The sequence below is a fragment of the Actinocorallia aurantiaca genome, assembly GCF_039533685.1.
Lineage (GTDB): Bacteria > Actinomycetota > Actinomycetes > Streptosporangiales > Streptosporangiaceae > Actinocorallia > Actinocorallia aurantiaca.
Genome location: NZ_BAAATZ010000033.1, coordinates 52,583 through 72,333, shown reverse-complemented (window position 1 = coordinate 72,333; position 19,751 = coordinate 52,583). Strand labels below are relative to the sequence as shown.

Annotated in this window: 18 protein-coding genes; 11 read left to right on the top strand and 7 right to left on the bottom strand. The window is 70.1% G+C overall.

Features of this window, described 5'->3' with window-relative positions:
• Nucleotides 1-39 precede the first annotated feature (39 nt).
• The 7 genes from ABD327_RS32280 to dctP form a co-directional block, all read right to left on the bottom strand.
• Nucleotides 40-1,491, bottom strand: coding sequence for an aldehyde dehydrogenase (locus ABD327_RS32280; protein WP_344456357.1), 1,452 nt, complete (start codon nt 1,489-1,491; stop codon nt 40-42).
• Nucleotides 1,492-1,723: 232 nt separating this feature from the next.
• Nucleotides 1,724-2,389, bottom strand: a complete 666-nt coding sequence (locus ABD327_RS32275; RefSeq protein ID WP_344456355.1) for a TetR/AcrR family transcriptional regulator — start codon at nt 2,387-2,389, stop codon at nt 1,724-1,726.
• A 236-nt stretch (nt 2,390-2,625) separates the two neighbouring features.
• Nucleotides 2,626-3,510, bottom strand: a complete 885-nt coding sequence (locus ABD327_RS32270) for an SDR family NAD(P)-dependent oxidoreductase (RefSeq protein ID WP_344456353.1) — start codon at nt 3,508-3,510, stop codon at nt 2,626-2,628.
• Between the two features lie 81 nt (nt 3,511-3,591).
• Nucleotides 3,592-4,665: an LLM class flavin-dependent oxidoreductase gene (locus ABD327_RS32265; protein ID WP_344456351.1), complete on the bottom strand. Its 1,074-nt coding sequence runs from the start codon at nt 4,663-4,665 to the stop codon at nt 3,592-3,594.
• A gap of 21 nt (nt 4,666-4,686) precedes the next feature.
• Entirely contained in the window at nt 4,687-6,156 is a 1,470-nt protein-coding gene (locus tag ABD327_RS32260) for a TRAP transporter large permease (RefSeq protein WP_344456349.1), read from the bottom strand.
• The gene (locus ABD327_RS32255; RefSeq protein ID WP_344456347.1) at nt 6,153-6,668 is read right to left on the bottom strand and encodes a TRAP transporter small permease; all 516 of its coding nucleotides are present in this window, start codon (nt 6,666-6,668) and stop codon (nt 6,153-6,155) included. The genes ABD327_RS32260 and ABD327_RS32255 overlap by 4 nt, the downstream gene beginning before the upstream one ends.
• On the bottom strand, nt 6,665-7,894 hold the full coding sequence (gene dctP / locus ABD327_RS32250) for a TRAP transporter substrate-binding protein DctP (protein WP_344456345.1): 1,230 nt from the start codon (nt 7,892-7,894) through the stop codon (nt 6,665-6,667). The genes ABD327_RS32255 and dctP overlap by 4 nt, the downstream gene beginning before the upstream one ends.
• 343 nt (nt 7,895-8,237) lie before the next feature.
• Between dctP and ABD327_RS32245 the strand changes: the two genes are divergently transcribed.
• The 11 genes from ABD327_RS32245 (at nt 8,238) to ABD327_RS32195 (ending at nt 19,731) form a co-directional block, all read left to right on the top strand.
• Entirely contained in the window at nt 8,238-9,743 is a 1,506-nt protein-coding gene (locus ABD327_RS32245; protein WP_344456342.1) for a class I adenylate-forming enzyme family protein, read from the top strand.
• Nucleotides 9,740-10,192: a Zn-ribbon domain-containing OB-fold protein gene (locus tag ABD327_RS32240; protein ID WP_344456340.1), complete on the top strand. Its 453-nt coding sequence runs from the start codon at nt 9,740-9,742 to the stop codon at nt 10,190-10,192. Before ABD327_RS32245 ends, ABD327_RS32240 begins: the two co-directional genes overlap by 4 nt.
• Nucleotides 10,189-11,337 (top strand): thiolase C-terminal domain-containing protein, encoded by a 1,149-nt coding sequence (locus ABD327_RS32235; protein ID WP_344456336.1) that lies wholly within the window; start codon nt 10,189-10,191, stop codon nt 11,335-11,337. The genes ABD327_RS32240 and ABD327_RS32235 overlap by 4 nt, the downstream gene beginning before the upstream one ends.
• 35 nt (nt 11,338-11,372) lie before the next feature.
• Nucleotides 11,373-12,581, top strand: a complete 1,209-nt coding sequence (locus ABD327_RS32230; protein ID WP_344456334.1) for an aromatic ring-hydroxylating oxygenase subunit alpha — start codon at nt 11,373-11,375, stop codon at nt 12,579-12,581.
• Nucleotides 12,578-13,522, top strand: a complete 945-nt coding sequence (locus ABD327_RS32225) for a GNAT family N-acetyltransferase (protein WP_344456332.1) — start codon at nt 12,578-12,580, stop codon at nt 13,520-13,522. The genes ABD327_RS32230 and ABD327_RS32225 overlap by 4 nt, the downstream gene beginning before the upstream one ends.
• Before the next feature lie 78 nt (nt 13,523-13,600).
• Nucleotides 13,601-14,779, top strand: coding sequence for a CaiB/BaiF CoA transferase family protein (locus ABD327_RS32220; protein WP_344456329.1), 1,179 nt, complete (start codon nt 13,601-13,603; stop codon nt 14,777-14,779).
• Entirely contained in the window at nt 14,776-15,936 is a 1,161-nt protein-coding gene (locus ABD327_RS32215) for a thiolase family protein (protein WP_344456327.1), read from the top strand. Before ABD327_RS32220 ends, ABD327_RS32215 begins: the two co-directional genes overlap by 4 nt.
• Entirely contained in the window at nt 15,933-16,322 is a 390-nt protein-coding gene (locus ABD327_RS32210) for a Zn-ribbon domain-containing OB-fold protein (protein WP_344456325.1), read from the top strand. Before ABD327_RS32215 ends, ABD327_RS32210 begins: the two co-directional genes overlap by 4 nt.
• Nucleotides 16,319-17,077 (top strand): enoyl-CoA hydratase/isomerase family protein, encoded by a 759-nt coding sequence (locus tag ABD327_RS32205; RefSeq protein WP_344456323.1) that lies wholly within the window; start codon nt 16,319-16,321, stop codon nt 17,075-17,077. Before ABD327_RS32210 ends, ABD327_RS32205 begins: the two co-directional genes overlap by 4 nt.
• Before the next feature lie 12 nt (nt 17,078-17,089).
• Nucleotides 17,090-18,553, top strand: a complete 1,464-nt coding sequence (locus tag ABD327_RS32200; protein WP_344456321.1) for an aldehyde dehydrogenase — start codon at nt 17,090-17,092, stop codon at nt 18,551-18,553.
• Nucleotides 18,550-19,731, top strand: coding sequence for a thiolase family protein (locus ABD327_RS32195; RefSeq protein ID WP_344456319.1), 1,182 nt, complete (start codon nt 18,550-18,552; stop codon nt 19,729-19,731). Before ABD327_RS32200 ends, ABD327_RS32195 begins: the two co-directional genes overlap by 4 nt.
• The last annotated feature ends 20 nt before the right edge of the window (nt 19,732-19,751 follow it).

Genomic DNA, 19,751 nt, shown 5'->3' with positions numbered 1-19,751 from the left:
GCCTTTCGAGCAGGTGGGGTGGTCGCCGTGGGGCGGGTGTCAGGGGGCGAACAGCGGTGCGGTGCCCGCGTCCAGGTTGATCGTTTTCAGCTCGAAGAAGGATTCGTAGCCTTCTTTGCCCGAGTCGCGCCCGATTCCGGAGCTCTTCACTCCGCCGAACGGGACACGGTTGTTGTAGACGAAGTTGTTGATCGAGAACGTTCCGGTGCGGATGCGCCGGGCCACCGAGATCGCCTTCTCCGGGTCGGAGGTGAAGACCGCCCCGTGCAGCCCGTACTCCGAGTCGTTCGCGATGCGGACGGCGTCCTCGGGATCGTCGTAGGGCACCACGACGGCGACGGGACCGAAGATCTCCTCGCGTGCGATGCGCATGGTGTTGTCGGCGTCGGCGAAGACGGTCGGCTCGATGAACCAGCCCTTGCCCGGCTGTTCGGGACGGCCGCCGCCGCACACGAGACGGGCGCCGGCCTCGACGCCGAGCCCGATGTAGTTCTCGACACGCATGCGCTGCCGCTCGGAGACCAGGGGGCCGAGCGTGGTGGCCGAGTCGAACGGGTCGCCGAGGACCCATCCGCCGGCGGCCTGCTCCATCCAGGACACGACTTCGTCGTAGATCCGCCGGGGAGCCAGGACCCGGCTGAGCGCCGCGCAGACCTGGCCGCTGTTGAAGAAGCAGCCCATCGCCAGGCCGGCCCGCACCTGGTCGGGCTCGGCGTCCTCGAGCACGATGGCCGCGGACTTGCCTCCGAGTTCCAGCTGGACGCGCTTGAACTCCGAGCCGCAGGCCGCCCCGATCTCGCGTCCCACAGCGGTCGACCCGGTGAAGCCGACCTTGTCCACGCCCGGGTGCCGGATCAGCAGCCGGCCGGTCTCGGCTCCTCCGGTGACGACGTTGAGCACGCCGGCGGGCAGTCCGGCCTCCCGCAGGGCGTCGACGAGGAAGGCGATGTCGAAGGGGGTCTCGGGCGCGGGCTTGTAGACGACGGAGCACCCGGCCAGAAGAGCCGGAACGATCTTGCCGACGGCCATGCCCACCGGACCGTTCCAGGGTGAGATGGCGGCGCACACCCCGACCGGCTCCCGGACCACCGCGGTGGGGCCTCCGGCCGTCCTGAACTCGGTCAGCGGGGTCGAGCGCGCGAGTTCGGCCCACGCGATCATGGTGTTGGCGGCCCGCCGGGCCAGCATGACGGAGGTCGAGATGGGTACGCCCATCTCGGCGGTGACCAGCCAGCCCGTCTGTTCGGCCCGGACACCGAACAGTTCCGCCGCCCGCTCGATCAACTCGGCGCGTTCGCCGACGGACAGCCGCCGCCACGGACCGTCCTCGAAGGCCCGGCGGGCGGCGCGGACCGCCGTGTCGACGTCCTCCTCGGACGCGTCGGCCGCCTGCCCGATGCGCTCCTCCGTCGACGGGCAGATGACGTCGAACAGGTGATCGGTGCGCGAGACCCACTGTCCGTCGATGAAGAGTCGAGGTGTTCGCTGCATGGGGATCTGCTTTCTCTGGCGAGGGACGCCACCGCGGGAACCGACGCCCGCGGGGATGGATTCGATATGGATATCGAATCCGGCTCAGAGTTTAGGAGGGGTGCGGAAAGCACACAAGGGGCGGTCCGCAGGTGATTCGACTACTTTTCTTGAGGAATTTCTTCGCATGGCAGAGCAGGCGAAGGAACAGCTTGTAAAGCCCTGACGGGCGAGATCGAAGTATGGTCCGATATCAGCGGACGATTGATTTCGTCCAGATATCCGTGACGGTTTCCGCGACTGTGCGCAGATCGATCTCCTTGCCTTCGATGTGGATCCACATCGCCAGGCTGCTGAGCATCGTCACCAGTGCTGCGGCGGTGAGCGGAATATCGAGTTCGGGAGAGGCGATCCCGCGTTCCTGCAGATGCCGCAGCGAGCTTTCGACCCGGTCCAGGTGCCGCCTTCTGCCGGCCAGCCGGTAGGCCTTGACCTGTTCGTCCAGAGTGGCCGTCTGCTCTATGAGAATGTAGATCTTATGATTGCGCTGATAAACTTCGAGGTAGCGATAGTTGGCGTTGAGTAGATTCTGCCGCCAGTCGCCGGGCGATTCCCCGGACGTTCGCTGTACGGCCTGGTCGATCTCTTCGCCGACGATGTTGACGATGGCCTGGAACACCTCGAGCTTGGACGGGAAATAGGTGTAGAAGCTGCCGTGGGCGACGCCGGCCCGGCGAACGATGTCACTCACCCGGACATCGAGGTAGCCTTTTTCCTCGAAGACGGCCCGTGCCGAGTCGATGATGAGCCTGCGGGTGCGCTCGCCCTTCTCGGTCACGCTGCCCGCGGTTCGGGCGCGACGTTCGGCGGAGGTGCCCGTCGGCACATGCCCGCCGCGGGTCGTCTGATTCTTGGTCACGGCGGCATGCCTTTCCAGAGCTGGCCGGTAAAGGTTTCCCGGGCTCCCGTCATCATCAAACCGTCTCCGAATCCTATCACTGATTCAGAGCTGCTCCCCATAGTCCACTCCAGCCTCGTATATGTGCGACGAGGTGGCCCCGGCGGCGGAATGAGTCCGCCGCCGGTGGAAATCAGCGAAGCGAGTCGCGGATTCGAGCGCCGATTCTCGAGGGATCCGGCGGAGGCCATGAATCGCTAGTCGGCGTCCTGCCGCCAGGCGCCGTGGTCCCGGGCCACGTCGCCCTCGAACTGGATGGCGACGCGTGCCAGGGTTCCACCGTCCGTGGCCGGAAGGCATACTCCCGACATATATGCCGAGTCATCCGACGCAAGGAAAAGCGCGACTTTCGCGTTGTCCCGCAGGGACGGAGGCCGCGTCAGCTTGAGAGGCATCGGCTTCGCGAACGGGTCCCAGTCGCCCGCGGCCTCCTCATACGACTTGCCCACCACCGCCGAATCCGGCGGCATCAGGAAGTTCGGGCTCATGCCGTGGGCGGGGGCCAGCGCATTGACGCGGATTCCGTACTTGCCGAGGTCGAAGGACAGGTTCCGCACCATTCCGTTGACGCCCGCCTTGGTCGCGGTGTACGGAGTGATGTTCGGGTAGGCGGCGAACGACGCCGACGAAGACGTGACCACGATGGAACCGCCACCGTTGTCCCGCATGGGACGGATCGCGTGCTTGCAGGTCAGGAAAACGCCGGTCAGGTTGACGTTCACCACCGCGTTCCAGTCCTCGAGGGGGTAGTCCTCGAGGGGGATGTGCTCGCCGCCGAGAACCCCCGGCACGCCGCCGCGGGAGACCATCCCGGCGTTGGCGAACATGACGTCGAGCCTGCCGAACGAGGAAAGGGTCTCGGCCACGGCCCGCTCGAGGTCCTCCTCTTTCGTCACGTCGCCCTCGATGGCGAGGACGGTGCCGCCCTCCTCTCGGACGATCTTCTCGGTTTCCGCGGCTCTGCCGCCCTGCAGGTCGAAAACGACGACCTTGGCGCCTTCTTCGGCGAAGAGCCGTGCGCTTTCACGGCCGAGGCCGGATCCGCCGCCCGTGATGAAGGCGACCTTGTCCTTCAGTCTCAACTCCGTGGTCCTCTCATGCGTGATCGATAGGGATTTTCGACAAATATGTCGAAAATATGTGAGGTCTTGGCGGCAGCACGGTCAGGACCAGCGCAACAGCTCGGGAAGGACTTCCTCGACCAGCTGCCGATGCGATTCCCCGGCCACGCCCGTCCGAGAGAAGTCCTCGGTCAGGATGAACCGCGACACACCCAGTCCGCGGAGCTCCCAGAGCCGCTCGAGAACGGTCTTCGAGTCGCCGATGACGGCGTTGCGGCTCATGAACTCCAGCGACAGGCCCTGCGTGTGCTGCGCGTCGGCCCTTCCGTGGGCGGTCATGTCGTAGGTGCCGCCGAACCGGGCCAGCTCCGCGCGGTCCGCCTCGGTCGCGAATCCGGTGACGGACCCGTGCATGACCGAGAACCGGGTGAAACTCGCCAGTTTCCCCGACGTGATCTGCGCCGCGGTCGCCAGGTCGTCGTGGACCGCGACGTTGAGGTACGCCCCGACGACCAGGCTCTCCGGATCGAGTCCCGCGGCCTCCCTCGCCTCGCGCGCGGCGGAGATCGCCGCGGCGATGCGCGCCGGATCGGCCCCGACGGACAGGGACACCCCGTCCGCCGCGACGGCCCCGAACGCGATCATCTTCGGTCCCGTCGCGGCGACGTTCACCGGGACCGCCGGCTGGTCTCCCCTCAGCCAGCCGAGCCTGCTCATGCCGGGGGCCTTGCCGAGGTCGATCGTGTGGAGAGGCCGCACTCCGGACGGCATGAACCCCGGGTCGAAGTCCACCTCCTCTCCCCGCAGGTAGGCGCGCAGAGTCGTGACATACCTCTGGAAGGGTTTCACCCCCATCGGGGCGAAGCCCAGGTGCGCGAGCGAGGAGTCACCGCGTCCGATGTCGACCGAGATCCTGCCGGAGGACTCGGCCTGAAGCGTGGCCATCGCGCCGGCGAGCACCGCGGGGTGGCGCGTGACGGAGTTGGTGACGCCGGGGGAGACCCGGATCCGGGAGGTCCGGGCCGCGCACATGGCCATTTCGACGACCAGTTCGGCGGCGAGATTCTGGGAGTCGGCGAGCATGACACCCGTCCAGCCCTCCTGCTCGGCGGCGACCGCGTCGCGGCTCGCGACCTTCGGCAGGCTCGGGAGGAGCGTCCAGGCTTCGACGGTCATCGAACTTCCTTCTTTCATGGTTCACACGCCGATCGTGCCCAGCGCGGGGAAGAAGATCAGGAGCAGGACGATCACCACCGCGACGGGCACCACCACGGCCGAGGCGATGAAGACGTCCCCCAGAGTGATGCGTTTGCCGAGGTTGACCTCCGGATCTCGGCACAGGTCGAACAGCACGTAGCCGAGGATGCCGACCGGGGGATGGAGCAGCGCCAGTTCACCGACGATCGTGACGAACACCCCGAACCAGATCAGCGAGACGTCGAGCTGGAGGAGGACGGGGGTCAGCAGCGGCACCGTGACCAGGATGAGGGCGAGCGTGTCCAGGAACATGCCCAGCAGCAGGAAGACCACGAGCAGCAGGATCAGCAGGCCGACCCGGCCGAACCCGAGCCCGGTCAGCCACTCGGTCGTGCGTGCGCCCAGCCGCGAGACCGTGAGCATCAGGGCGATGCTCTTGGCGCCGAAGATGAGCAGGAAGATCGACCCTGAGGAGATCAGCGCGTCGGTCGCCGCGTCACCGATGATCTTCAGGGACTTCCCGCCCCTGCGGAAGACGGTGAGGGCGATCGACAGGAGCGAGGCGACCGCGGCCGCCTCGGTCGCGGTGACCCAGCCGCCGTAGATGCCGCCGATGACGGCCGCCATGATCGGCACGACCGGCCACGCCCGGCCGAGGGAGCGCAGGCGCTCCCTCCACAGGTCGGCCCCGGTGAACTCGGGACCGGCCGCGTCCTCCTGCCGCGTGACCTTGGCGTAGGTCATGAAGACCGCGGAGAAGGCGACCGTGAACATCAGGCCGGGCACGATGCCGGCGATGAGCTGGGGGCCCACGGGGACTTCCGCGATGCCGGCGTACACCACCAGCAGCACGCTCGGCGGGATGAGCTGTCCCGGCATGCCCGCGGCCATGACGCTGGAGAGCGCGACCCGCGGCGAGTAGCCGCTGCGCAGCATTCCGGGCAGGGCGCTGCGGGCCAGAGTGTAGGTGCTCGCGATCGTGGTGCCGGTGACCGCGGACATCCCCGCGCCGGCGACGTTGGTCGCCACCGCCAGACCGCCCGGCAGCCGGCCCAGGAACAGCTCGCCGGAGCGGAAGAGGTCGTCGGTGATCCCGGACTTCCACAGGAGCGTTCCCATGAAGATGAACAGCGGGATCACGCTCATCGACCACGACGCCGCGGAACTGAACGGCGTCTCGCTCATGAGGCCCGCGGCGGCGTCTCCGCCGCGGATGGCGTGCACCCCCAGCAGTCCCGGGACGAGCATGGAGATCCCGATGGGGACCCGGGCGAGGATCAGCGCGAGCATGAGCACCAGCGCGCTGGAGGCCTTCACCTCGGGGATCAGCGGGGCGTAGATCCCGCAGGCGGACCCCACCACCACGAGGAGGAGGAGAACGGATCCCAGGCCGAGGCCCGGGCGGACCCGGTGCTCGCTTTCGGCACCGGTGCCCGCGAGGGGAGCCGTCGCATCGATGGTCGCGCTCATACCGCGTCCTTCACTGGGCTTGGAGAGAGGCCCTCGGCGGAGCCCGTCCGGAGAGTGCGGACCGCCGAGCGGAGGAACAGGATGCCGAGCGCCGCCATGGCGAGGGGCGCCAGGTAGGTCACCGGCCAGATCGCCACGCCGCTGACCGCGTCCCCTTTATCCGTGAGCTGTGCCTCCCTCGCGTAATGCCATGCGTGGTAGGCGATCAGGAGGGAGCCGACACCCGACAGCAGCATCGAGAGGAGGCGGAGGACCCGCTGTCCGCCCGGCCGCAGCCGGGCGAACAGCAGATCGACCTGGAGATGGCGCTCCTTCGTCTGGGCCAGGACATATCCCAGGAAGACGATCGCCGGCATGAACCAGTACTGCACCAGCGGAAGCGCCTGGATGATCGGTGACCCGAAGAACTCGCGCGTCACCGCGTTCAGGACCACGATGATCACGAGACCGACGATGACCGCCGTGGCGAAGACGGAGCCGGTGCGGCCCGTCGTTTCGCGCCTGTCGTTCATTCCGGCCGGTCCTCGGCGAGGATGTCGGTGGTGATGGCGTCGACGAACGGCTTGGGGTCGGGGTCTCCGGCGAACCAGGACAGGAAGTCCGACCAGTCCGTGGCGGAGAAGCCCAGCTCGGTGGCCTTGGCCGCCCAGGTCTCGGCGTACTCGCGGGCCGCCTTGGCGACGGCCGGGTCGGCCTTGCCCAGCAGGGACTCGTTCACCTGGGTGAACTTCGCGGCGACCTCGTCGGAAGCGGGCTCGACGGAGCCGCCGGCCTTCTGCACGATGCCGAGGGCCTCGCTGTTGGCCTTCCAGCCGGACTTGATGTTGGCCTGGAGGTAGACGTCCAGCCGGTCGTGGAACAGCTGCCGGGCGGCGAGCGGGAGCTTGTCCCACACGCCGTCGTTCATGACGAGCGTCGCGGCGTTGTAGCCGATCGGCGCGGTCGTGACGAAGTGCGCCTCCTCCAGCGTGCCGGACTTGGCGGACACCCGCATCGAGGTGACCTCGCAGTCCACGACGCCGCGCTGGAGCGCCTCGAAGGCCTCGGCGGTGGAGATGTTGGCCGCTTCGGCGCCGACGGTGGCGATCTGCTCCTTGACCTTGGCCTCGGAGCTGCGGATCACGGCGCCCTTGAAGTCGCCGGCCCCGCGCCGCTCCTTGGTGCACTGGATCGAGTGCGGGGCGCTGCTGTAGCCGGAGACCAGGACCTGGAGCCCCTGCTTCTGGAACTCCTCGTCGAAGGAGGGCAGCGAGGCCGGGACGCCGAGCCACCACGCCTGGGACTGGAGCATGCTGGCCACCGGGTCGTTGCCGAGCACGCCCGAGACGTTGTTGAGCGCGGTGAAGGTCGGGTAGAGCGTGGGGTTGTAGGAGGGGATGACCGTGGCCATGTCGAGCAGCCCGGTGGAGACCGCCTTGTCGATCTCGGCTCCGGTGGCGACCGACTGCGCGTAGTTCACGGTGAAGGTGATCTTGCCGCCCGACCAGTCGGTGATGGCGGCCATGTACTCCTCGTCCTTGGCGTCGTCGGCCGAGCCCTTGCTGCCCAGCGTCTGGACGTTCAGGTCGACGGGGCTCATGTCGGCCAGCGCCTTCTGGAATTCGGCCTTGGTCGAGGCGGCCGGCAGCCCCGATCCGCCGGACTGGTCGCCCGCGGAGCCGGTCTCCGCGCAGGCGCTCAGGACGAGAGCGGCGCTCACCAGCAGTGAGGCGTGCGTCATCAAGGACTTGAGTGTCATCGCGTGTGTGAACCTTTCGATCGGTCTCACCCGGACGGGGGTGGCTGAGCACCTTCCGAGGCCTCGGGCGGACGAGGCTGACATTCGATATTCATATCGACTTTGCGGATGTTACCCGCGTCACAGGCGTTCCGCTAGGGTAGTGGGTGAAATCTTCCCTCGTTAGTTGATTCACCCGGGATGTTACGAGTGTGGGATGACCTACGGCCACCTTGTGTCCGGATTCTTCCGGTGCGGGCGTTGCCAAGGCAGAGTGACAGCCGTTACATTACGACCGGGGTTAGTCGATAACGATATCGAAAACTAGACCCCGAAGTCGGCAAGGACTGAGGATGGTGGGTCGATGAGCGCGACGGTCAGTCACGCGCTGCGGTGGTGGGCGCGGCGGCGTCCGGCGGAACCCGCTCTCGCGGTGGGCGGCGTTTCGCTGACATACCGCGAACTGGAGAACTGGACCAGCCGGGTGGCCGAGTCGCTCGCCAAGTCGGGCGTCGCCCCGGGCGACCGGGTCGGCGTGATCGGGCGCAACTCGCTGGAGTGGGCGGTCGCCGCGTTGTCGGTGATCAAGACCGGAGCGATCCTGCTGCCCCTCAACAACCGCTTCCGGGCGCGGGAACTGGCCGACATCGTCGCGGACACGACTCCGACGCGGATCCTGGGCGACGACGAGTTCGCCGACGTCGTGGCGGGGCTGCCCGGCGGGATCGGCTTCGGCGCGCTGAGCGGCCTGGGCCGGCTGCGCCCGGGACCCGACGCGGACTTCCGGCGGGACCGCGACCCGTCCGAACCGCTGATCATCATGATGACCAGCGGGTCCACCGGGCGGCCCAAGGGAGTCGTCTACACCGACGCCGGCATCCTGGGCGCCATCTTCGAGTGGATGCTGATGGAGGAGACGGTGCGTCCCGGCGTCCGGATCTTCCTGCCGGTCCCGTTCGCCTTCGCGCCGGGAACGGTCTGGGGCCTGATGCGCGCCGTGACGCTCGGCGGCCTGCTCGTGTTCCAGCCCAAGTTCGACCCGGCGGAGGCCGTCCGCCTCCTGCAGGAGTACGAGATCCAGATCTCGCTCGGCGGCCCGATCATCTATGAGCAGATGGCGCGCACGCCCGACTTCGAGGCCGCCGAGTTCCCGCACCTGAAGACCGCGGTCACCGGTGGCGCGCGGGTCCCGGTGGAGCTCCTGGAGAAGTGGATGGGCAAGGGGCTGCCGATCCGGCAGCTCTACGGGATGAGCGAGATCGGCGGCATCGCGACGGCCACCATGGCCGAGGACGCCTTCGCGCACCCCGACACCTGCGGCTCCGGCGGAATCTTCAGCGAGGTCAAGGTGATCCGCGAGGACGGCACCGAGTGCGAGCGGGGCGAGCAGGGCGGCATCATCGCCCGCGGCCCGTCGGTCATGCTCGGCTATTGGAACGATCCCGGACGGACGGCGGAAGTCCTGAAGGACGGGTGGATCCACGGCGGAGACGCCGGATACTTCACCGAGGACGGCCGCCTGAAGTTCGTGGACCGCGTCCGGGACATCATCATCTCCGGCGGCATCAACATCTCGCCCGCCGAGGTCGAATCGGTGATCGGCGCGATCGACGGAGTCGAGGAAGTGGTCGTCATCGCGGCCGCGGACGAGAAGTACGGCGAGGTGCCGGCCGCCGTCCTCCGCCTGCGCGAGGGGGCGACGGCCGAGGACGTCCTGGCCGTCTGCCGTGAGCAGCTCGCCGACTTCAAGGTGCCGCGGCACGTCGTCGTGCGCGCCGAGCCGCTGCCCCGGCTGGCCCACGGCAAGATCGACAAGGTCGAGGTGCGGCGTGAGTACGCCGGGCTCGGCACCTCCGGGGAGCCGAAGTGAGCGCCCGCCCCGAGCTTCCGGCCGCCCTGCCGATCGGGCCGCAGGAGCCGGTGGAGGTCCCGTTCTGGGAGGGCCTGCGGGACGGTGAGCTGCGCATGCAGCACTGCGGCGGATGCGACCTGTGGATCTGGGCGCCGTCGTGGATCTGCCCGTCCTGCCATGCCTTCGATCCGCCCTGGCGGAAGGTCGAGCCGCACGGGCGCGTCTACTCCTGGACCGAGACCTTCCACGCCTTCCCGGCATCCCAGGAGTTCCGCGACGCCCTGCCGTATGTGACGGCGCTCGTGGAGCTGCCGCAGGCCGGGGGCCGCCGCCTGCTGGGCATCGTGACGGGCGAGGCGCCCGTGCTCATCGGGACCCCGGTGACGGCCTGGGTGCAGCCCGCGAGCGAGCTCACCGGCGGCTGGCCGGTCCTGCGCTGGACGACGGACACGGAGGTGACGGAATGAAGCCCGGACTGCGCGGCGCCACGGCCGTGGCCGGCATCGGCGGGACCCGTTTCTTCAAGCGCGGCACCGGCCAGGCCGAGAAGCGCATGCTCCTGGAGGCGGTGCTCGGCGCGTGCGCCGACGCCGGTCTGGACCCGCGCGAGATCGACGGCTTCACGACCTACGGCGACGGCCACGACGAGGGACCGGTCCTGGCGACGTCGCTGGGAGTCCGCGACTTCCGGTTCTCGGTCATCTCCACGGGCGGCGGCGGCGGGATCGCCGGGGCCATCGCGGCGGCCTCCGCGGCGATCGCCGCCGGTTTCGCCGAGCACGTCATCGTCTACCGGGCGCTGGCACAGGAGGAGTCCGGACGGCAGGAGTTCGTCCGCTACCACTTCACCTCGACCTACCGGGCCCAGGGCGTCGTCTCGGCGGTCCAGTCCGGCTCGCTGCGCACCCGCCGGATGCTCGACTTCGAGGGCGTCCCCGCCTCGGCGATCGAGGAGTTCACCCGGGCCGTCCACTTCCACGGATCGGCCAATCCCGACGGGCTCGCCTACGGCAGGCCGCTGTCGGCCGAGAAGTACGCGGCCGGCCGGGTGATCGCCAGCCCGCAGCGGGTCTACGACTGCTCGCGGGAGGCCGACGGAGCCTTCGCCGTGCTGGTCACCTCCGCCGAGAAGGCCCGGAAGCTCAAGCAGGTCCCCGCCTACATCCTGGGCGTGGAGCAGAGCGGATACGGCGAGGACGCGGGAAACTCCGACCCCTACGCCACCTCCGGCCTCATCCCGGCGGCCCGACGGCTGTGGGAGCGGACGGGCTTCGGCCCGCGGGACGTCGATGTCGCCCAGGTCTACGAGAACACCGCGGGACCGGCGGTCCAGGCGCTCATCGACCACGGGTTCACGACGTTCGCCGAGGCCGCCGGGTTCTTCACCTTCGACAACCTGGTCGCCCCGAAGGGCGGACTGCCCGTGAACACCGCCGGAGGGAACATGGCGGCGGGCTTCGTACACGGCATGGGCCTGCCGGTCGAGGCGGTCCGGCAGATCCGGGGGACCTCGGTCAACCAGGTGCCGGACGCCCGGTTGTCGCTGTTCATCGCAGGTCCCCAGGCCCAGCTGACCGGCTCGGTGCTCTTCGGCACCGAGGCGACGCTCTGACCGCGGCCGACACCGCATCACCGAAGGGACGAATCATGACCGAAATGGCCTACTCGGGCTATGCCGAGGACACGCCGGAACACCGCCAGGACCGCATCAGGCGCGTGATCGGCCACCTCAAGGAGGGCACGACCGACTCCTACGACCGGCTCGCCACCATCCACGCCTCGGAGTACACCGATCCCGAGCTCGCCCGGCGCGAACGCGACCTGATCTTCGGCCGGGTGCCGTCGATCGTCGCGCACGGCAGCGAGCTCGCCACGCCCGGCGCCTTCGTCACCGTCCAGATGCCGCGTAACAAGCTCATCGTGGTGCGCCAGCCCGACGGGTCGGTGAAGGCGTTCGTCAACGCGTGCCGCCACCGCGGAGCGATGCTGGAGACGGAGCCGTCCGGTAAGTGCCGGCTCTTCTCCTGCCCGTACCACCGCTGGTCCTACGACACCGACGGCTCGCTGCGCACCATCACCCGCGAGGACACCTTCGGGCCGGAGCTCGACAAGTCGAACCTGTCCCTGGCCGAGGTGCCCTGCCAGGAGCGGCACGGCTTCGTCTGGGTGATCGACGACGTGGAAGGCGAGATCGACGTCGCCGCCTGGCTCGGCCCGGAGATGGACGCGATCCTGGGGAGCTACGGGATGGAGGAGTCCGTCTGCTTCCGGTCCGGCTCGTTCGAGGAGCCGGCGAACTGGAAGCTGATGCAGGACGCCTTCCTCGACGGCTACCACATCCAGTACGCCCACCCGAACACCGCGGGCAAGTACATCCACACCAACGTGTCGGTCCTGGAGGACTTCGGGCGGCACTGCCGCTGGATCAAGCCGCGTAAGAGCATCGACCGCTGGATCGACGAGGACCCGGCCGACCGGCCGATGGAGAAGTACCTGATCGAGACCCACTACCTGGGCCCGAACAGCACGCTGCTCAAGCAGCCCGACCACTTCGAGCTGCTCACGTTCCGGCCGCATCCCAAGGACCCGGGCCGGTCGTTCATGGAGATGCGCGTGATCCCGCCGCGTCCGGAGGCCACCGACCTGGACGGCGAGCAGTGGAACGCGCTGTGGGAGAAGAACTGGGACATCCTGCTCCGGGTGCTGCACGCCGAGGACTTCCCGATCCTGCGGGGCACCCAGGCCGCGGTGGAGAGCGCGAACACCGCGCCGATGACGCTCGGCCGCAACGAGCTCGCCAATCACATCTTCCGCCGGGAAGTGGAGCGCATGCTCGCCGCGGAGGACCGGGGATGACCCCGCGGTCCGGGCCCTACCTGCTCATCGAGCACGCGTGGTTCCCCGAGGTCACGGGCGGGCCGCGCGAGGCCCTGCGGGAGTTCGCCCGCAGGGCCCGGGCGCACGACGCGGAGGCGGGATTCACCGCGATCGGCGATCTGGACGGCCCGCCCGGACCCGCGGACGGGCCCGCCCGGTATCTGGTGGTCCGGGAGATCAGAGACGACGAGCGAGCGGGCCAGGGCGAGATCGTCGCCCTGCTGTCCATCACCGGCGTCGACGATCTCGGTGTCGGCGAGGCCGCCCTGGTGGTGGCACCGGAACACCGCTCGCGCGGGATCGCCACGCTGCTCATCGAGCGGCTGCGAGCCGAGGACGCGGGGGACGACCGGTTCGGCACCGGGCTCACCGGCATCCGGGCCGTGGCGGACGGCGCGCATCCGGCGGCAGGACGGATCGCCGCGCGCTTCGGGTTCGAGCCGGTGGCCGAGACCTGGGTCCTGCTGCGCATGGTCCGTGGACACCGCGCGGACCTGACGGGAGCCGGGAGCCGGGAGATCGAGGTCGTCGAGACGCGGACGCTCGCGGAACTGCGCGCGGGCGTCCCCGTGCCGGTGCCCGGAGACCCGGCCGAAGGCCTGCGGACCCTGTCCGAGCGCGTCTACCGGCCGCGCGGCGGCGGACTCGGCGCGACGGTCACGGTCCGGCACGGCGCCGACGGCTCGGGGCGCCCGGATCAGCTGGCGCGGCTCGGCTTCGGCCCCGGAGCCGGATCGCTTTCCGACGAAGAAATCGATATAGTTATCGAAACTACTCTCGGCGACCTGCGCGCCGCCGGAGCGGGAGCCGTGCTCGCGGAGATCGATCCGCGGGATCAGGCGGTCGTGCGAGCCTGTCGACGCAGGTACTTCCAGCACGATCAATCGAATCTGATCTACGCCGTGCCGTTGGCGCGCTGATCTCTCCCTGTCCTTCTTGGTCTTTCCCGGGCCCTTTGCGGCCAGCAAATCGACATCATTATCGAAAAGGAGGGTGTCGTGGTTGCACACCGCGGACCGCTGGAGGGCCTGCTGGTCCTGGACTTCAGCCAGATCGTCGCGGGCCCCCTGGCCGCGATGGTCCTCGGCGACCTCGGCGCCCGGGTCGTGAAGATCGAACCTCCCTCCGGCGACGCCGCGCGTCAGCTCGGCGGCCGCGGGTCCGTCGGCTACCAGGGCATGTTCGAGTCCTTCAACCGCGGCAAGGAGTCGATCGTCCTGGACCTGCGGAGCGAGGAGGGGCTGCGGCGGGCCCAGGCCCTGGTCGACGAGGCGGACGTGCTCATCGAGTCGTCGCGGGTCGGCGTCATGGACCGGCTCGGACTCGGCGCGCGGGACGCCCGGGACCGCAACCCCGGGCTGGTCTACGTCTCGATCAACGCCTACGGGGAGACCGGGCCCAACGCCACGCGCGGCGGCGTCGACGTGGTCGTCCAGGCCGAGACCGGATGGATGTCGATCACCGGCGAGCCCGACGGCCCGCCCACCAAGCTCGGTTCGGTGCCGATCGACGCCGCGACCGGCCACGTCGCCGCGCAGGGCGCGCTCGCGGCGCTGTTCGCCCGCACCCGGACCGGCCTCGGCGACGTCGTCAGGGTCTCGCTCTACGACGTCGCGTGCAGCCTGCACACGCACGACTTCACCGACTACCTCAGCATGGGGTGGGTCGCCCGCCGCGCCGGCAACTTCCCCGCGGCCACCACACCCTCGGGCGTGTACGCCACGGCCGACGGCACCATCGTCCTCGCGGCCTACATGCCCCACCACTGGAAGACGGCCGTCGAGATCCTCGATGACGACCGGCTGCGCGAAGACCCGCGGTTCCAGACCATGAAGGACCGCATGCGCAACCGCGACGAACTGCTGAAGATCCTGCAGGAGGTCCTGCTGCGGCGCACGACCGCGCAGTGGCAGGCGGACTTCGAGGACGCCCGGATCACCTGCGGGGTCGTCCGGGACACCGACCAGGTCGTCGCCTCCGAGCAGTTCGAGGCCGCGCGGCTGGCCATCGAGACCGACGACGGCGGCGGTCGCCGGATCCGCACCATCCGCACCCCGGCCCGCTTCGACTCCTACACCCGGGAGGCGGGCAGGCCGGCGCCCGCCCTCGACGCCGACCGCGAGACCGTCCTGAGCTCCCTCGGCGGGACCACCGCACCTGCGGACGGCCGGTCATGACGGGGGCGGCCATCGCAGGCCTCGGGCTCACCGACGTCGGCAAGGTCTACGGACGGTCGGCGGCGGACTTCGCCAGGGAAGCCGTCCGGCTGGCGGTGGAGGACGCGGGCCTCGGCCTCTCCGACGTCGACGGACTGCTTGTGAGCTCGGGCAAGTCCGGCGGGGTGGACCTCGGCATCGCCGAAGCCCTCGGCATGACGGACCTGTCCCTGCTGATGACCGTCAACGCGTTCGGCGCCTCGGCTGGAGCGATGGTCGAGCTGGCCGCGATGGCGATCGGCGCGGGTAGCGCGAACACGGTGGTCTGCGTCTTCGCCGACGCACCGCTGCGTGAGGGCGTCCGGGGCTCCGACGTCTACAAGCGGCCGGTGGCCAAGGGGTTCGGCGGTCACCTCACGGCCAGCGGCATCACCAACACGACCGCCTACTACGCGCTCGCCGCGCAGCGGCACATGGAGGCCTACGGGACCACTTCCGAGCAGCTCGGCGCGGTCGCGGTGAGCCAGCGGGCCTGGGCCGCGGGCAACCCCGTCGCCCGGTACCGGGAGCCGCTGACGCTGGCCGAGCACCAGGCGTCCCGGCCCGTCGTCGATCCGCTGCGGCTGCTGGACTGCTGCACAGTCTCCAATGGCGGCGCGGCCGTCGTGGTGACCCGCGCCGCCCGCGCCGCCGGGCTGCGGCAGCCGCCGGTCCACGTGTGGGGCTGGGGCCAGGGCCACCCGGGGTACAGCTGGGAACGCGGCAGCGGGTTCGGGCTGACGACGGGAGCCGTCCAGTCGGGGCGGGCCGCCATGGCCATGGCGGGCATCGGGCCCGGCGACGTCACCGTCCGGGAGATCTACGACTGCTACACCTACACCGTCCTGGTGACGCTGGAGGACTACGGCTTCTGCGCCAAGGGCGAGGGCGGCGCGCTGGCCGCGAGCGGCGCGCTCGCGCCGGGCGGAGCGCTGCCCACCAACACCGGCGGCGGCCAGCTGTCCTCGTTCTACCTGTGGGGCTTCACACCCCTGGTCGAGGCCGTGATCCAGGCCCGCGGCCACGGGGGACGGCGGCAGGCCGACGACAACTCCGTGATCCTCGTCAGCGGCAACGGCGGCATCCTGCAGCACCACTCGACCCTCGTCCTCAGCCCGCTGCCCGAGGAGGCGAGATGACGTTCCCCACCGTGGAACCCAACGCCGCGTCGGAGGCGTTCTTCGACGCCGCCGCCCGGAACGTCCTGGTGCTGCGCCGCTGCGCGCACTGCGGGCACACGCGCGCCCCGCGACGCACTACCTGCCGCGCCTGCGGCCGCGGCGAGGCCGCCTGGGTGGAGGCGTCGGGCACGGGCGAGCTCGTGACCTGGGGCCGCCATCCCGGAGGCCGGCTGTTCGGCATGGTCGAACTCGCCGAAGGGCCCTGGATGGAGACCGCGCTGGTCGGGCTCGAAGCCGATCGGTTGAGGTCGGGACTGCCCGTCGCGGTCCGCTTCGTGTCCGGGGAGGGCGGCGCGCCCTACCCCGTCTTCGGCCCGGCTACAGACAAGGAGCTCGACGCATGAGCGACGGACTGCACATCGAACGCAGAGACGACCACATCACCGTTCTCACCCTCGACCGGCCTCCGCACAACTTCTTCGATCGCGCCCTCGTCGGCGAGATCGCGGACGCGTGCGAGCAGGCCGAGCGGGACGGGGCACGCGTTCTACTGCTGCGCGCCACCGGCCGGGTGTTCTGCGCCGGAGCCGACTTCGGCGAGTCCGGCGACGTCGAACTCGACCCCGAGAGCCTGTACCGCGAGGCCGTCAGGCTGTTCCGGCGCAGCCTCCCGATGGTGGCCGAGGTGCACGGCGCGGCCATCGGCGGCGGTACCGGCCTGGCTCTCGCCGCGGACCTGCGCGTGGTGAGCCCCGCGGCACGGTTCGCCGTGAACTTCGCACAGATCGGCATCCACCACGGCTTCGGCCTGACCGCGACCCTCCCGCGCGCCGTGGGGGAGCAGAAGGCCATGGACCTGCTGCTCACCGGCCGCCGGATCGACGGGAGGGAGGCGTACCGCGTCGGTCTAGCCGACCGGCTGGTGGAGGCCGAGGAACTGCCCGGCGCGGCGCTGGAGCTGGCCGGGCGGATCGCGGCCGGCGCGCCGCTGGCGGTGCGGTCGATCCGGCGCACGATGCGCGAGTCACTCGCCGACGAGGTGGAGCAGGCGATCGTCGGGGAAGCGCGTGAGCAGCGGGTGCTGTTCGGCACCGAGGACTTCCGCGAGGGGGTCCGGGCCGTCTCCGAACGGCGGCCCGGGCGCTTCGCCGGACGATAGGGGAGAGACCGCATGGAACAGATGGATCTCTTCATCGGCGGCGCCCTGACCGGGGCGAAGGAGGGCGAGGCCACCGACGTCGTGGAGGCGGCGACGGGAGAGGTGATGGGCCGCGTCATGCTGGGCGGAGCCGCCGACATCGACGCCGCCGTCACCGCGGCCGAGGCCGCCTCCGCCTCCTGGGCGGCCCGCGACCCCCGCGAGCGGGCGGACGTCCTTGTCCGGTTCGCCGACCACCTCACCGCGCGCGCGGTCGAGACCGCCACGCTCGTCAGCCGGCAGAACGGCATGCCGATCACCCTGTCGACCGGCGCCAACGGCTACTTCCCCGGCCTCGTCCTGCGCTATTACGCAGGGCTCGTCCGCGACGCGGGGGAACCCGATGTGCGGCCCGGCATGCGGGGCACCCGCACCCGGGTCGAGCGCACGCCCATCGGCGTGGTCGGCGCGATCACCCCGTGGAACTATCCGCAGACACTCGCCGCGATGAAGTACGCGCCGGCGCTCGCGGCCGGATGCGCCGTCGTCCTCAAACCGCCGCCGGAGACGGCGCTGGACGCCTACGTCCTGGCGGAGGCGGCGGAGGCGGCAGGCCTGCCGCCCGGCGTCCTCAACATCGTGCCCGGCGGACGGGACGCCGGAGCCCGTCTCGTCGCGCACCCCGGTGTCGCCAAGGTCGCCTTCACCGGCTCGACGGCCGCGGGCCGGGCGATCGGCGCGGTCTGCGGCGAACTGCTGAAACCGGTGACGCTGGAGCTCGGCGGCAAGTCCGCGGCGATCCTCCTGGACGACGTCGACCTCGCCTCCTATCTCGGCATGCTGCCGCGCGTGTCGCTGCCCAACGCCGGGCAGACCTGCCACTCCAGCACCCGGATCCTCGCCCCCCGGGCCCGCTACGACGAAGTCGTCGACGCGGTGACCGACACCGTCCGCGGACTGGTCGTGGGAGACCCGCTGGACCGGGCCACGCAGATCGGGCCGATGGTGAGCGCGGCGCACCGTGGAAGAGTGCTCGACCACATCGACGTGGGCCGGGCCGAAGGCGCCCGGCTGACCACGGGCGGCGGCGTCCCTGCGGACCGGGAGGCCGGCTGGTTCGTCGAACCGACGGTCTTCGCCGACGTCGACAACTCCTGGCGCATCGCCCAAGAGGAGATCTTCGGCCCCGTTCTCTGCGTCATCCCCTATGACGACGAGGAGGACGCCGTTCGGATCGCCAACGACTCCGACTACGGCCTGGCGGGCACCGTGTGGACCTCGGACGAGGAGCGCGGCGTCGCCGTCGCCCGGCGCGTCCACACCGGAAGCATCGGCGTCAACCACTTCGGCCTCGACCCCGCGGCGCCGTTCGGCGGCTGGAAGGCCAGCGGCCTCGGCACCGAACTCGGCCCCGAGGGCCTGGAGGCGTACCGGCGGCCGAAATCGATCTACCTCCCGGCCGGATCCCGGGAGCGCACACGGAAGGATCCCGTATGAGACGCGCGGTCATCGTCGACGCCATTCGCTCCCCTCTGGGAAAGGGCAGACCGGGCGGCGCGCTCGCCGGTCTGCACCCCGTCGAACTGCTGGCGCAGCTGCTGACCGGCCTGGTCGAACGCAACGGCATCGATCCGGGCCGGGTCGACGACGTCGTCATCGGCAACGTCACCCAGGCCGGGGAACAGGGCGGCACCCCCGCCCGCCAGGCGCTGCTGGCCGCCGGATTCCCCGTCCACGTCCCGGGCATGACGGTCGAGCGCAAGTGCGGCTCGGGCCAGCAGGCGATCGAGATCGCGGCGCAGTCGATCGCGGCTGGCGTCAACGACCTGGTGATCGCCGGCGGCGTGGAGTCGATGAGCCGGGTGCCCATGGGCTCCAACCGCATGGGCGCCGACGTCTACGGCCCGTCCGTGACCGAACGGTTCGGCGAACTGGTCGGCCAGGGAGTCGCCGCGGAACTCGTCGCGCGCAAGTGGGGCATGTCCCGGGCACGGCTCGACGAGTACGCCCTGGCCTCGAACGAACGCGCCGCCCACGCCCAGGCCCGGGGCTGGTTCGACGAGGAGATCCACCCCGTCACCACGCCGGAGGGCGTGATCAAGGTCGACGAGTCGATCCGGCCCGGCGCCACCCTGGAACGGATCGCCGGGCTCGCCCCGGTCTTCGGCACCGAAGAGGTCCTCGCCCGGTTCCCCGGCCTGGAGCCCAAGGTCACCGCCGCGAGCTCCTCGCAGATCACCGACGGCGCGGCGGTCCTGCTGCTCATGGAGGAGGGGCTGGCCCGGAGGCTCGGGCTGCGGCCCAGGGCCGCCGTTCACGCCTCCGCCGTCGTCGGCGACGACCCGATGCTCATGCTGACCGCCCCGATCCCGGCCACGAAGAAGGTCCTGGACAAGGCGGGACTGCGGATCGGCGACATCGGGGTGTTCGAGGTCAACGAGGCCTTCGCGCCGGTGCCGATCGCCTGGCAGGCCGAGATCGGCGCGTCGTTCGACGTGCTGAACCCGGTCGGCGGGGCCATCGCGCTCGGGCACCCGCTGGGCGCGTCCGGCGCCCGGATCATGACGACCATGCTCCACCAGATGGAGCGCACCGGCAGCCGGTTCGGGCTGCAGACCATGTGCGAGGCGGGCGGAATGGCCAACGCGACCATTCTCGAACTGCTCACGAGCTGAACCACCCCCGACTACGGAGA

Bases quoted from the DNA above. Each gene is read 5' to 3' on its own strand.
- ABD327_RS32215 (WP_344456327.1), top strand. From the start codon at position 14,776: ATGACGGGGGCGGCCATCGCAGGCCTCGGGCTCACCGACGTCGGCAAG.
- ABD327_RS32200 (WP_344456321.1), top strand. From the start codon at position 17,090: ATGGAACAGATGGATCTCTTCATCGGCGGCGCCCTGACCGGGGCGAAG.
- ABD327_RS32230 (WP_344456334.1), top strand. From the start codon at position 11,373: ATGACCGAAATGGCCTACTCGGGCTATGCCGAGGACACGCCGGAACAC.
- ABD327_RS32205 (WP_344456323.1), top strand. From the start codon at position 16,319: ATGAGCGACGGACTGCACATCGAACGCAGAGACGACCACATCACCGTT.
- ABD327_RS32245 (WP_344456342.1), top strand. From the start codon at position 8,238: ATGAGCGCGACGGTCAGTCACGCGCTGCGGTGGTGGGCGCGGCGGCGT.
- ABD327_RS32235 (WP_344456336.1), top strand. From the start codon at position 10,189: ATGAAGCCCGGACTGCGCGGCGCCACGGCCGTGGCCGGCATCGGCGGG.
- ABD327_RS32255 (WP_344456347.1), bottom strand. From the start codon at position 6,668: ATGAACGACAGGCGCGAAACGACGGGCCGCACCGGCTCCGTCTTCGCC.
- dctP (WP_344456345.1), bottom strand. From the start codon at position 7,894: ATGACACTCAAGTCCTTGATGACGCACGCCTCACTGCTGGTGAGCGCC.
- ABD327_RS32280 (WP_344456357.1), bottom strand. From the start codon at position 1,491: ATGCAGCGAACACCTCGACTCTTCATCGACGGACAGTGGGTCTCGCGC.
- ABD327_RS32260 (WP_344456349.1), bottom strand. From the start codon at position 6,156: ATGAGCGCGACCATCGATGCGACGGCTCCCCTCGCGGGCACCGGTGCC.
- ABD327_RS32210 (WP_344456325.1), top strand. From the start codon at position 15,933: ATGACGTTCCCCACCGTGGAACCCAACGCCGCGTCGGAGGCGTTCTTC.
- ABD327_RS32195 (WP_344456319.1), top strand. From the start codon at position 18,550: ATGAGACGCGCGGTCATCGTCGACGCCATTCGCTCCCCTCTGGGAAAG.
- ABD327_RS32265 (WP_344456351.1), bottom strand. From the start codon at position 4,665: ATGACCGTCGAAGCCTGGACGCTCCTCCCGAGCCTGCCGAAGGTCGCG.
- ABD327_RS32225 (WP_344456332.1), top strand. From the start codon at position 12,578: ATGACCCCGCGGTCCGGGCCCTACCTGCTCATCGAGCACGCGTGGTTC.